Raw genomic sequence first — 12,984 nt, 5'->3', positions numbered from 1 at the left:
TCAGGCAGGCCCGCGCCGTATCAGTCGCTCACGTAAGAGTTCCGTCATCAGCTGAGGGGTACGGCACGACCGCCCGACCCCGTTGAATGGGAGAGCGAGGGAAGGACTCTCACGGAGCGAGCGGGGATGGGGCGCGTGCGAAAGGTACTGACCCGGCCATGGGCCATTGCGGTGCTGGTGGTGGCGGTCGGAGCGGTCGGCTTCGGGCTGTACTGGTTCCAGCCGTGGAAGCTGTGGCAGGACGAGACCGTTCAAGAGGCCCTGCCCGGGGCCGCGGAGACCTCCGCTCCTGCTGTCCCGCCGCCCTCCGATGAGCCCTCCGGGCCGCCCTCCCCGGCCACCGGTCCGCGGACACTGGCCAGCGGTGAGCTGATCAGCCACGAGCACGCGACATCGGGCACGGTACGGCTCGTGCGGCTGGCGGACGGCTCCCATGTCGTCCGGCTGGAGAACCTCGACACCAGCAACGGACCGGACCTGCGTGTCTGGCTGACCGACGCGCCGGTGAAGCAGGGCAGGGCCGGCTGGCATGTGTTCGACGACGGGAAGTACGTCAGCCTCGGCAAGCTGAAGGGCAACAAGGGGAGCCAGAACTATGCCCTGCCCCCTGACGTGAATCCGGCCGGCTACAGCAGCGTGAGCATCTGGTGCGACCGGTTCGACGTGTCATTCGGTGCGGCTGAGCTCGCTCGCGTCTGACAGCGGTGCGGTGATGGCCCCGGCACGCTCGCGGTCGCAGGCCGGAGAGCCGTGTCTCCGCGGCCGTCCGCGCGGTGGCCACGGTGCTGGGGCCGTGGCGCCGGCTCGGCCTCTCGTCACGAGACCCACGCCGCCCGGGCCGCAAAACGGCTCCGTCCCGGGCGAAACGGGTCATAGCGGTGTGCCTCGGGGCGTGTCGTGCCCTCGGCGCGGGGCACTGAGAGACGATGGATGTTCTCCGCCCGGCCATGCGGCGGGAGGAGAAGGAAGAGCCAGGTGAACGAGCAGGCGGGGCACCGTCCGGCTCGGTCACATCCCGCCGGAGGCACGGTATGGCCGACGTACGCCGGATGATCCCCCGGACCGACGCCGTACTGGCCGACCGGCGCCTGGCCGAGGCGGCACACCGGCTGGGTTCCGAGACCGTCAAAGCGGCCGTGCGGCAGGCGCAGGAGCAGGCGCGGGCCGGTGCCATCCCGCCGGAAGACGTGACGGACGAGGCGGTCGCCCTGCTGCCGGGCACGGTCTGCCGAATGAGGCCGGTCATCAACGCCACGGGAGTGGTGCTCCACACCAACCTCGGCCGGGCGTCGCTGTCGGCGGCGGCCCGGCACGCGGTCCGGGAGGCCTCCGGGCCCACGGACGTCGAGCTCGACCTGCACACCGGCACCCGTGCCCGCCGAGGCCGCACCGCCCTGGCCGCACTGCGCGAGCGGGTCCCGTCGGCGGCCGCGGTACACGTCGTGAACAACGGCGCCGCCGCGCTCGTCCTGCCGGCGACCGCACTCGCCGCCGGCCGGGAGATCGTCATCAGCCGCGGTGAGATGGTGGAGATCGGAGACGGGTTCCGCCTGCCCGAACTGCTGGTGTCCACCGGAGCCCGGCTGCGCGAGGTCGGCACCACCAACCGCACGACCGTCGCCGACTACGCCTGCGCCATCGGCCCCGACACGGCGTTCGTGCTGAAGGTGCACCCCTCCAACTTCCACATCACGGGCTTCACGCACGCCGCCGACGTCAGAGAACTCGCGGCGCTCGGCGTCCCGGTGATCCACGACATCGGCTCCGGGCTGCTCTCACCCCACCCCCTGCTGCCGGACGAGCCGGACGCCGAGACCCAGCTCCGCGCTGGGGCCTCCCTGGTCACCGCGAGCGGCGACAAGCTGCTCGGGGGACCGCAGTGCGGGCTGCTGCTGGGAAAGGAGGAACTCGTGCGGACCGTGTCCCGGCATCCGCTGGCGCGGGCGTTGCGCGTGGACAAGCTGACCCTGGCCGCGCTGGAGGCGACGCTGGCCGGGCCGCAGACCCCGACCGCGGCGGCGCTGTCCGCCGACCCGGCGGCGCTCGTTCACCGTGCCCAGCGGCTGGCCTCCGCGCTGAGCGCCGAAGGCATCGACGCACAGGCCGTGGACAGCGCCGCCACGGTGGGCGGTGGAGGCGCACCGGGAGTGACCCTGCCCAGCGCCGCGCTGTCGCTGCCCGAACGGTACGCCGCCGCCCTGCGCACCGGCCCCGTTCCCGTGGTGGGGCGGCTCGAGGCCGGCCGCTGCCTGCTCGACCTGCGGGCGGTGCCACCGGACGACGACGAGCGGCTGGCCACGGCCGTGCGGTCGGTCACCGGTCCCGCCCCGGAAAGGTAGACGCCATGCGGGTACTGGCCACCGCCGGACACGTCGACCACGGCAAGTCCGCGCTCGTGCGGGCACTGACCGGGATGGAACCCGACCGCTACGAGGAGGAGCGGCGCCGGGGCCTGACACTCGACCTGGGGTTCGTATGGACCCGTCTGAACCCGGACGAAAGCCCGGAGGCCACCGCCTTCGTCGACGTGCCGGGCCATGAGCGGTTCGTCCCCACCATGCTGGCCGGCGTCGGGCCCGTGCCCGCCGTGCTGTTCGTCGTGGCGGCCGACCAGGGCTGGCAGCCCCAGTCGCAGGAACACCTGGAGATCCTCGACGCGCTCGGCGTACGGCACGCCGTGCTGGCGGTCACCCGCAGCGACCTGGCCGACCCCGGACTGGCGCGGGCCGACGCCGTCGAGCGCATGGCCGGCACGTCGCTGGGCACCGTGCCGTCCGTCGCGGTGAGCGCCGTGACCGGCTCCGGACTGGATCAGCTGCGCACCGAACTGAGCAGGATGTGCCGTTCGCTGCCCGTCCCGCCCGCCGGCAGCGACGTACGGTTGTGGCTGGACCGCGCCTTCACCGTGCGAGGCCACGGCACGGTCGTCACCGGCACCCTGGGCGCGGGCACCCTGCGCCTCGGCGACCGGCTGATGACGGGGCACGGGACGACCCAGACGCGCGTACGCGGGCTGCAGTGTCTGCACGAGGACCGGTCCGCCGTCAGCGGGGTGGCGCGCGTCGCGGTCAACGTGCACGGCTCCTCCGACAGAGCCCTGGGCCGCGGTCAGGTGCTTCTCACCCCGGGCCGCTGGCTGTTCACCCACCTGATCGACGTACGGATGTCCGGGGTCCCGGTCGAGGACCTGCCCCGGACGGTCACCCTGCACATCGGGACCGCCGCGGTGCCGGTGACCGTCCGCCCGTTCGGACCGGACACGGCCCGGCTGACCCTGGACCGGGAGCTTCCGCTGCGGGTGGGTGACCGAGCCGTCCTGCGGGAACCGGGCGGGCGGCGCGGCCCGTGCGGTGTGACCGTCCTGGACGTCCGGCCACCCCGGCTCACCCGTCGGGGAGCGGCCCGCGCCAGGGCCGCCGTGCTGGCGGACATGACCGGCCGGCCCGACGGCGCGGCGGAACTGCGACGCCGCGGGCTCGTCCGCGGCACGGAGCTGGCGGCGATGGGCGTGCCCGCACCGTCCGCGCCGGTAACCGGCGACTGGCTGGCGGACGAGACCCACTGGACGGCCCTGCGTGACCGCCTGGAGGCCGAGACGGAACGGCACGCCGCCGGGCATCCGCTGGAACCCGGCCTGCCCACCGAGGCGGCCCGCCGCCTGCTCGGCCTGCCCGACCGGTCACTGGTCGACGCCCTCGCCGAGACGTCGGGAAAGCTCCGCGCGAGCCAGGGACGGCTGTACGGCCCCGGAGACCCTCAGCCCACGTTGCCGCCGCCGCTGCGCGCAGCCGTCGACGCCGTACGGCGAGAACTGGAGCGGTCACCGTTCCGCGCGCCGGAAGCCGGCCGGCTCGCGGAACTGGGGCTGCACCGCAAGGCCCTCGCCGCCGCGGTCTCGGCGGGCGCGCTGCTCCGGGTCGCCGAGGGGATCGTGCTGCTTCCGGGAGCGGACAGACGCGCAGCCGCCGCGCTCGGCAGGATCCCGCAGCCGTTCACGCTCAGTGAGGCGCGCTCGGCCCTGGACACCACACGCCGCGTGGCCGTGCCGCTGCTGGAGTACCTCGACTCCCAGGGGTACACCGAACGCGTGGACGACCAGCGTCGGCGCTGCCGGACCGGCGGGGACACGGAGAGCGGAGGCGGACGGGAATCGAACCCGCCTGCCCGAGATCCTCGGGCACCTCGGTTTTGAAGACCGGGAGGGCCACCAGGCACCCACACGCCTCCCTCGCCCGCTCAGGCTACCGGAGGGGCAGACCATCGACGCTTAAGGACCCGGCATGAGCACCACACGCGAAACGCCCGTACGGCTCACCCAGTTCGCGCACGGAGGCGGCTGCGCCTGCAAGATCCCGCCCGGCGAGCTCGAGGACGTGCTCAGCGGGATGGCGAAGCCGGAGACCACGGCGAGCGACACCCCGCTGCTGGTCGGTCTGGCCACCGGGGACGACGCGGCGGTCGTCACCCTGCCCGCCGAGGGCGGTGCCTCGACCCGGGCGGTGGTGTCCACCGCGGACTTCTTCACACCCGTCGTGGACGACCCGTACGACTGGGGACGCATCGCCGCGGCCAACGCCCTCTCGGACGTGTACGCGATGGGTGGCCGTCCGCTGCTCGCCGTCAATCTGCTGGCCTGGCCGCGCGGTGTGCTGCCCTTCGACCTCGCCCGTGAGGTGCTGCGCGGCGGGCTCGACGTCGCGTCCGAGGCCGGCTGCCACGTGGGAGGCGGCCACAGCGTGGACGACCCGGAACCCAAGTACGGCATGGCGGTGACCGGTCTGGCCGATCCGGCACGCCTGCTGCGCAACGACACGGGCCGGCCGGGCATGCCGCTCTCCCTCACCAAGCCCCTCGGCCTGGGCGTGCTCAACAACCGGCACAAGGCCACCGGCGAACGGTTCGCACAGGCGGTCGCCACGATGGTGACCCTCAACCGGGACGCGTCAGCCGCGGCCCTCGCCGCCGGAGCGACCTGCGCCACCGACATCACCGGCTTCGGCCTCCTCGGCCACCTGCACAAACTGGCGCGGGCCTCGGGAGTGACCGCGGTAGTCGACACAGCCGCCGTGCCCTACCTGGACGGGGCACGTGAGGCGGTGCGCGACGGGTACGTCAGCGGCGGCACCCGGCGCAACCTGGAGTGGGTGGCGCCGTACACCGACTTCGGGGACACGGACGCCGACACCCGGCTGCTCCTGGCCGACGCCCAGACCTCGGGCGGGCTGCTGGTGGCGGGCGAGGTGCCCGGAGCACCCGTGGTGGGGGAGCTCGTCGCGCTCGGGGAACACTCCGTCGTCGTCACATGAGGCCGGCGCCGGTCAGAGCTCCGTGCCCGTCCGGTCGTCGATGCCGGCCCGTGTCCGGTAGGCCCGCACCAGCTCCACGGCGGCCGGGCCCCTCGGCCGGCGACCCGGCCGGATGTCGACGGCGAACGCCTTGGTCTCCTGGATGTGCGTGTTCGGGTCGAGGGACATGTGGATCAGCTCGTTCGCCGCGTCCCCCGTGCTGTAGCCGTTCGGCCCCCAGTGGTAGGGCAGTCCGACCTGGTGCAGGGCACGTCCGTGCACGGTCAGCGGCGGTACCCGGTCGGTGACCAGTACCCGCGCCTCGATCACCCCGCGCGCACTGACGATCGTCGCCCAGCCCGTGTGGTCCAGGCCCCGCTCGGCGGCGAGTTCGGGGGAGACCTCGCAGAAGAACTCCGGTTGCAGCTCCGCCAGGTAGGGCTGCCAGCGCGACATGCCGCCCGCGGTGTGGTGCTCGGTCAGCCGGTAGGTCGTCGCCACATAGGGGAAGACCTCCGTGCCGGGCTCGCCGGCACTGGGCTGGTAGCGGTTGTCCGGGTGGGGCGGCGGCAAGTGCCGCACCGGGTTGCGCTGCTGCCCGTACAGCAGGTTCGGGAAGGGCGAGTCCTGCGGCTCGTAGTGGGTGGGCAGCGGACCGTCGGTCAGGCCGGACGGCACGTACAGCCATGCCTTTCCGTCGGCCTGCATGATGAACGCGTCGGTGCCCGACAGGGCCTCGGGCCCGGTCGCGCCGTTGCGGGGCCGGTGATCGGGGGCCTTGTCCTTCTTGAAGTCGGCGATGTCGTGGCCGGTCCACTCGCCCCGTTCCGCGTCCCACCACACCAGCGCCTTGCGCTCGCTCCAGGGCTTGCCGTCCGGGTCGGCCGAGGCGCGGTTGTACAGGATGCGCCGGTTGGCGGGCCAGGCCCAGCCCCACTCGTTCGCCACCCAGTTCTGCTGCTCACCCGGCTTGCGGCGGGCGGCCTGGTTGACGCCGTCGGCGTAGACGCCGCAGTAGATCCAGCAGCCGCAGGCGGTGGAGCCGTCGTCGCTGAGCTGCTCGTACGAGGCCAGCGGGTTGCCCTCGGCGTCGTGGCCGTTGATCTCGGCGAGGACGGCCGCGGCGTCCGGCTCCGCGTGCCGGCCCTTGGTCGGGTAGCCCCAGGCCAGGTCCAGCAGCGGCCGGTCCATGGGGTCGGTGGACGCGGCGAGCTTCTGCCGGATGATCCGCCCGAGGTGGTACGTGAACCACAGGTCGCTGCGCGCCTCCCCGGGCGGTTCGACGGCCTGGTGGTGCCACTGGAGCAGTCGCTGGGTGTTGGTGAAGGTGCCGCCCTTCTCGGTGTGCGCCGCGGCCGGCAGGAAGAACACCTCGGTGCCGATGTCCTCGGTACGCAGCTCACCCGTCTCGATCTCCGGCCCGTCCTGCCACCAGGTGGCGGACTCGATGAGCGAGAAGTCCCGTACGACGAGCCAGTCCAGGTTCGCCATGCCCAGCCGCTGCAACTTGGCGTTGGCGGAGCCGACGGCGGGGTTCTCGCCCAGGAGGAAGTAGCCCTTGCAGGTGCCCTCCAGTTGGGACATCACCGTCTCGTAGGTGGAGTGGGAGCCGGTCAGGCGCGGCAGGTAGTCGAAACAGAAGTCGTTCTCGGCGGTGGCGGCGTCGCCCCAGTAGGCCTTCAGCAGGCTGACCAGGTAGGAGCGCATGTTGCCCCAGTAACCCTTGCGGCCCGCGTCGGCCCGCACGAAGCCGTCCAGGTCCTGCTGCTGGTGGGCGTGCGGCATCGGAATGTAGCCCGGCAGCAGGTTGAACAGGGTGGGGATGTCCGTGGAGCCCTGGATGGAGGCGTGCCCGCGCAGGGCCAGGATGCCCCCTCCGGGCCGGCCGATGTTGCCGAGCAGGCTCTGCAGGACGGCCGCCGTGCGGATGTACTGGACACCCACGGTGTGCTGCGTCCACCCGACCGCGTAGGCGAACGCGGTGGTGCGCTCCCGGCCCGAGTTCTCCGTGAGGAGCTCGCACACCTCGCGGAAGAGGTCCTGGGGGACACCGCAGATCCGCTCGACCAGCTCGGGCGTGTAGCGGGCGTAGTGCCGCCTGAGCACCTGGAGGACGCAGCGCGGATGGGTGAGCGTCTCGTCCCGCTCCGGCTCGCCGCCGGCCTTCGCGCCGCCCGCCCCATGGGCCTCTCCGCGTGCTGCCTCGGTCACCGAACTGCCGCCGCCCGTGCGCTCGTCGTAGTCCTGGTCCCGTTGGCCGGAGGCCGTCTGGACCTCCGTGCCGGCGTACTGCCAGCTGCTGTTGTCGTACGTGCGGGTGTCGGGGTCGAGGCCCGAGAAGACGCCGTCGAGGTCCTCGGTGTCACGGAAGTCCTCGCGCAGCACCACCGGGCCGTTGGTGTACGCCACCACATAGTCACGGAAGTACTTGTCGTTGCTCAGGACGTAGTTGACGATCCCGCCGAGGAAGGCGATGTCGGAGCCCGCGCGCAGCGGCACGTGCAGGTCGGCCAGGGCGCTGGTGCGCGTGAAACGCGGGTCGACATGGATGACCTTCGCGCCCCGGGCCTTGGCCTCCATCACCCACTGGAACCCGACCGGATGGCACTCGGCCATGTTCGAGCCCTGGATGACGATGCAGTCCGAGTTCTGCAGGTCCTGCTGGAAGGTGGTCGCGCCGCCGCGTCCGAACGAGGTTCCCAGACCGGGAACGGTGGAGGAGTGTCAAACACGCGCCTGGTTCTCGATCTGCACGGCTCCCAGGGCGGTGAACAACTTCTTGATCAGGTAGTTCTCCTCGTTGTCCAGCGTGGCCCCGCCCAGGCTGGCGATCCCCAGCGTGCGCCGGGTGCGGGTCTCGTCGACCTCCCACTGCCAGCCGGCCCGGCGCGCCTCGATCACCCGGTCGGCGATCATGTCCATCGCCGTGTCCAGGTCGAGCCGCTCCCAGGTGGTGCCGTGCGGGCGCCGGTGGAGGACGTGGTACTCGCGGGCGCTGCCCGTGGTCAGCTGCAGGCTGGCCGAGCCCTTGGGGCACAGCCGGCCCCGGGAGACGGGAGAGTCCGGATCGCCCTCGATCTGGGTGACTCGCTCGTCCTCGACGTAGACGTTCTGACCGCAGCCCACCGCGCAGTACGGGCAGACCGACTTCACCACCCGGTCAGCGGAGGCGACCCGCGGGGTGAGCCGCGCGCTGCGGCCGCTCTTGGCGGCGGCTCCGCGGCCCAGTGGGTCGGTGCCCTTGAGCTGGCGGTAGACCGGCCAGGAGTCGATCCAGGTGCGTACGCCCACGACCTCCACCCTTCGGTTTCTCCTGCCGCCATTCTCCCGCGCGCGGGAGACAGCGGCACTTCCTGGAACCCTTGGGGCCCGAGTACCCGGGCGACCGGGGTGGCGACCCCTGCCGCCCGGCTGAGCGGTTCAGAGGACGTCGGACCGGCCGGACCGCTCGCCGGCCTCCAGGCGCTCCCGCTGCGGTACGACCGTGTACCTGGGGTCCTCGGCCGAGGCCACGCCGGCGTGGAACACACCGAACCGCAGCGCCGCCGAACCGGACAGCAGGGCCGCGCCCGCTGCGAGCAGCCTGGCCCGGCCACCCGCCACGCTCTCGCGGCCGGCACAGGCCGCCAGCGCGGCACCACCGGCTGTGAGCGCCTCCGCCGCCCGCAGCAGCCCGCGCGGCTTTCCCAGCCCGTACGGCTCGGCCGCCAGCCCCATGCGCCGCTTCATCAGCTGGAAGGAGCCCAGCTCCAGCGCGGCACCGAGCGCCGCCATCCGGCGCGCGGGCCCCGATTCCCGGACCGGTGCGCAGGCCAGGGCCAGCCCGGCCGCCGCGGTCGCGCCCGAACCCGCGAAGACGAACGGCAGTTCCCGGTACCCCTCGTGCCAGGACGGCACCGCGGTGTCGGAGATCAGCACGGCGGTGTAGGTGGCGACCGCCGGACCGAGAGCGGCCGCGCCCACGGTGGCGGTGGCACCGGCCACGCGGTATCGCCCGGTGACATCGGCCGCGGCGGCGGCCATGGTGAGTGGCGCGTAGCCTGCCAGAAGCCACGACCCCAGATTCATGGGAGAGGTCGGCTTGAAGACGCGGAGCATGTTGATGAAGCGGGCCGGGCGGCCCAGGTCGTGCACGAGCGCGGCCAGCGACAGCGAGATGGCGCCCGACGCCCCGAGCTTGGCCGTCCGGGCCAATCCGGGTCGGCTCGTGGCCTGCGCCCCGGCGGCCAGCAGCGACGACGCCCCCGCGAGCCCCCCGAGATACAGGTAGCCCGCGATGTCGAGCGGCTTCCACGTCGGTTTGTTGAGGATCGGCTTGCCGTAGTACGAGGAGAACTCGGCGTCGGGCACCATGGCCTTCTCGCCGCGCCCGCGCCGCCGCCGGCGGCGCCCTGCCTGTTCCCCGGTGACGGCTTCGCGGCCAGGACGTGCCCCCTTCACCCCGTCCCGGGTGACGTCGGACTCCGTCATCGCGGCCTCCTCACGAAACTGAGGGCGGCCAGCCCGGCGAGGGAGGCGGCGGCGGCCACCGCGTGCCGCCACATGTCGGGCATGTCCCGGGTGGTGACGACCGGGTCGGGAGGCAGGCCGTAGACCTCCGGCTCGTCCAGCAGCAGGAAGAACGCGCCGTCGCCGCCGACACCGTCGCCCGGATCCTCGCCGTACAGGCGCGCGTCGGTGACTCCGGCCGCGTGCAGCCGCGCCACCCCGACCGCCGCCCGGTCCCTCAGCTCGTCGAGCGGGCCGAACTGGATCGAGTCGGTCGGGCACGCTTTGGCGCAGGCCGGCTCCATGCCGACACCCAACCGGTCGTAACACAGGGTGCACTTCCAGGCGCGTCCGTCGTCGGGGCGCTGGTCGATGACGCCGTACGGGCAAGCCGGTACGCAGTAGCCGCAGCCGTTGCAGATGTCCTCCTGGACGACGACCGTGCCGAACTCGGTGCGGAACAGGGAACCGGTGGGGCACACATCGAGGCAGGCCGCGTGCGTGCAGTGTTTGCACACGTCGGACGACATCAGCCAGCGCAGTTCGGTGCGGCCGTCGGGTGCCACGGGGGAGATCGCCCCGGCCGGCGCGCCCGCGGGGGCGGAGCCGACCTCGGCAACGGTGGTGCCCGGGTCCGGGGAGGAGGGCGAGGTGCCCAGCTGTCCGGCCGCCGCGAAGACGTCGACGTCCTCGTGCCCGACGCCGGGTTCCTGCCCGCCCAGCGGCTTGCGCTGTTCGATGAAGGCCACGTGCCGCCAGGTGCTGGCGCCGAGTCCCTGGGTGTTGTCGTAGGACATGCCGGTCAGTTCCAGGCCGTCCTCAGGGATCGCGTTCCATTCCTTGCAGGCCACCTCGCACGCCTTGCAGCCGATGCACACCGAGGTGTCCGTGAAGAAGCCCATACGGGGCGGCGCACCGCGATACCCCGCCGCTCCCGCCACATCGGGCTGAGGGCCGAACAACAGGTTGCCGGTGTCGTCCGTCATGCCCGGACCTCCTCGCTCACGACCCTTCCAGTAGACGCCGGCGGTCGGCGGCTCGCAGCCCCGGACCCTGGCAGCGGGTCGGGCGGCCGGGCTGGGGTCCGGCACCTGCGCGCCACGGCGGCTCACCAGTTCGCGAACGTGTCTTCTGATCTTCCCGACGACCCTGACGCAGGGAAGTTCATCCTGTGTGCTGACGGACTGGCAGGTTTGCAGCCATACTCTGCATCCGATCTTGCGTAGGTCGGTATCACCTGCGCTCGGTGATGCCGGAGGAGGCGGGAGCCTGGTCCGGCTGGGTACGGTGGGGGATCACCGGGTTCAGCCTGTTGATGACCGGGCTCATGGGCGGGATCATCGGTGGTTTGGCCTTCGTCCTCATCGGGCCGATCAACCAGGTCGCGGAGCACATACCCGGTACGGCCGCCGACTGAGGCGCGCCACGCCCTGCGCGGACGTCCAGCTACGCCCGCCGTCCACCGTCCCACCGTGAAAGAGCTCACCGTGTCGCGGTGCTCACCGACCCGTGCTCGGCGAGCGGACCGACTGACAGGTTCGCGTCGCGGCATGCCCGGACGATGCCGGGCAGGGCGCCGAGGGCGGCTCGCCAGCAACCGGGGGCGGACATCCGGTCCGTGTCGTGCAGCACGACGGTGCCCCCGCCGCGCAGGCCGGCGCCGACCGTGGAGGACACCGACGCGGGGGTGGCCTCCGGTGTCCAGTCCCGGCCCCAGGCCGTCCACAGAACCGGCCTCAGGTGCGCCGCCCGCGACGCGGCCCAGCGTCCGGAGGTCAGGATGCCGTAGGGCGGGCGGTACCAACGGGGACAGCGGCCGGTCAGGTCGCGGACGGCGGTGACCGCGCGGCGCAGACGGCGGGCGTCGGCTGCCGGCGAGGGCAGCCAGGGACGATCGTGAGTCCAGCCGTGCACAGCCAGCTCGTGTCCCCGGTGGACGGTCGCCAGTGCCACGGAGGGATGTCGCACGACGCTGTCGCCCAGTACGAAGAAGGTCGCCCGGACCCCGAGAGCGTCCAGAGCGTCGAGGAAACAGGGAGTGGACTCCGGATCGGGCCCGTCATCGAACGTGAGGGCGACATGATCGGGACGGCCCACGCCGGACAGTGCTGGGAAACAGCAGCGGCGCACCACGGGAAGCCATGTGGCGGCCGGAGCGATGTGCGCTGCCGCGACAGCGGCGACAGGGAGGAGCACGGCCGCAGCGGACCGGCCGGGGGAGGGGCCGACAGAACCGTTCACAGGCTCGGACCACCCTCGCCTGACGGTGTTCCGCCGGCTCCCAGGCTGCTCCCGTGCCGGTCTCCGGGCGCCCCCGTCACGGCCCTCCTCGCGCTCTCCCGCGTGTCCCAGCCGCCGGCGACGGACGGGGCACGCGCCAGCCCGACGCTTCCGGCTGCCATGAGCATCACGCCGATCAACTCGGGCACCAGTCGTGGGCCGAGTGCTACTCGCTCCCCGAACAGCACCCATCCCAGCGCCACGCTCGTCAGCGCGTCACCGATGGTCAGGGCCGGCTGTGAGGCGGCCAGGGTCCCGGCCCGCAGGGCGCTCTGCAACAGCAGGAAGGCGACGACTCCGGTGGCGACCGTGGCGTACGGAGGCCACGCTGTCAGCGCGGCGCCCAGCCCTTTCGGAAGCCTTCCGGTCGTTTCCTTCAGCAGCGCTGCGGTGGCGGCGAAGCACACGGCGGACGCCAGTCCCAGCAGTGCCGCGCGGGGCGCGCCCCGGACCCCGTGGGCCGCCGCCGTCAGGCCGGCCGCGACCCCCAGGACCGCCGCTGCGGCCGGCAGCCAGTGCCCCGCGTATGCCGTGGACCGCCCGGCGGCCGGCACGGCCGCCGTCAGGAACACCGCAAGCCCGACGGCAAGGGCGGCGAACGCCAGACAGGTCCTGAGGTCCGGACGTCGCCGGAAGACCACACTGCCGACGGCGAGTGTGAACAACAGCTCGGTGGCCAGCAGCGGCTGGACGAGGGCCAGACCGCCCACGCCCAGCGCGGCTGCCTGCAGAACCGTGGACAGGGCGAGCAGCCCGGCACCTGTCACCCAGTAGGGCCGCCGCAGCGCGTGCCCGAGCCAGCGAACGGCCTGCCGCAAACCGGTGCCGCCTTCCGGCTCGTCCGTCGCGGCCCGCCGCTGCAGTACCGAGGCCGAGGCGTTGGACAGTGCCGCGAGCAGGGCCAGGACCACGGTGAGCACGCGCCGTACCG

General features: G+C 72.8%; 8 protein-coding genes, 1 tRNA gene and 1 pseudogene. 4 read left to right on the top strand and 6 right to left on the bottom strand.

What is annotated here, in order from left to right:
• The first annotated feature begins 126 nt into the window (after positions 1-126).
• The 3 genes and pseudogenes from IE212_RS28625 to IE212_RS28615 all read left to right on the top strand — a co-directional run.
• Positions 127-699 (top strand): DM13 domain-containing protein, encoded by a 573-nt coding sequence (locus IE212_RS28625; RefSeq protein WP_190200861.1) that lies wholly within the window; start codon positions 127-129, stop codon positions 697-699.
• Positions 700-1,031: 332 nt separating this feature from the next.
• Positions 1,032-2,339, top strand: a complete 1,308-nt coding sequence (gene selA / locus IE212_RS28620) for an L-seryl-tRNA(Sec) selenium transferase (RefSeq protein WP_190200860.1) — start codon at positions 1,032-1,034, stop codon at positions 2,337-2,339.
• A gap of 5 nt (positions 2,340-2,344) precedes the next feature.
• Positions 2,345-4,093: pseudogene (locus IE212_RS28615) on the top strand (SelB domain-containing protein); the annotation flags it as partial.
• Between the two features lie 41 nt (positions 4,094-4,134).
• Here IE212_RS28615 and IE212_RS28610 read toward each other — a convergent pair.
• A tRNA-Sec gene (locus tag IE212_RS28610) sits at positions 4,135-4,227 on the bottom strand.
• Between the two features lie 53 nt (positions 4,228-4,280).
• On the opposite strand from IE212_RS28610, the gene selD reads away from it, so the two are divergent.
• On the top strand, positions 4,281-5,306 hold the full coding sequence (gene selD, locus IE212_RS28605; RefSeq protein ID WP_190200859.1) for a selenide, water dikinase SelD: 1,026 nt from the start codon (positions 4,281-4,283) through the stop codon (positions 5,304-5,306).
• A gap of 12 nt (positions 5,307-5,318) precedes the next feature.
• Here selD and fdh read toward each other — a convergent pair whose 3' ends face one another.
• The 5 genes from fdh to IE212_RS28575 form a co-directional block, all read right to left on the bottom strand.
• Positions 5,319-8,576: a formate dehydrogenase gene (fdh, locus tag IE212_RS28600; RefSeq protein ID WP_229864628.1), complete on the bottom strand. Its 3,258-nt coding sequence runs from the start codon at positions 8,574-8,576 to the stop codon at positions 5,319-5,321.
• A gap of 129 nt (positions 8,577-8,705) precedes the next feature.
• A complete protein-coding gene (gene nrfD, locus IE212_RS28590) occupies positions 8,706-9,755 on the bottom strand; it encodes an NrfD/PsrC family molybdoenzyme membrane anchor subunit (protein WP_190200857.1) in 1,050 nt (349 codons plus the stop codon).
• Positions 9,752-10,759 carry a 4Fe-4S dicluster domain-containing protein gene (locus IE212_RS28585; RefSeq protein ID WP_190200856.1) on the bottom strand — a complete coding sequence of 336 codons (1,008 nt, stop codon included), beginning with the start codon at positions 10,757-10,759 and terminating at the stop codon, positions 9,752-9,754. Before IE212_RS28585 ends, nrfD begins: the two co-directional genes overlap by 4 nt.
• A 496-nt stretch (positions 10,760-11,255) precedes the next feature.
• Positions 11,256-12,014: a polysaccharide deacetylase family protein gene (locus IE212_RS28580; RefSeq protein WP_190200855.1), complete on the bottom strand. Its 759-nt coding sequence runs from the start codon at positions 12,012-12,014 to the stop codon at positions 11,256-11,258.
• Positions 12,011-12,973, bottom strand: coding sequence for a DMT family transporter (locus tag IE212_RS28575; RefSeq protein WP_190200854.1), 963 nt, complete (start codon positions 12,971-12,973; stop codon positions 12,011-12,013). The genes IE212_RS28580 and IE212_RS28575 overlap by 4 nt, the downstream gene beginning before the upstream one ends.
• Positions 12,974-12,984 lie beyond the last annotated feature (11 nt).

It is taken from the genome of Streptomyces djakartensis, assembly GCF_014651075.1.
Taxonomy (GTDB): Bacteria; Actinomycetota; Actinomycetes; order Streptomycetales; family Streptomycetaceae; genus Streptomyces; species Streptomyces djakartensis.
This window is presented reverse-complemented; position numbering and strand designations above follow the sequence as displayed.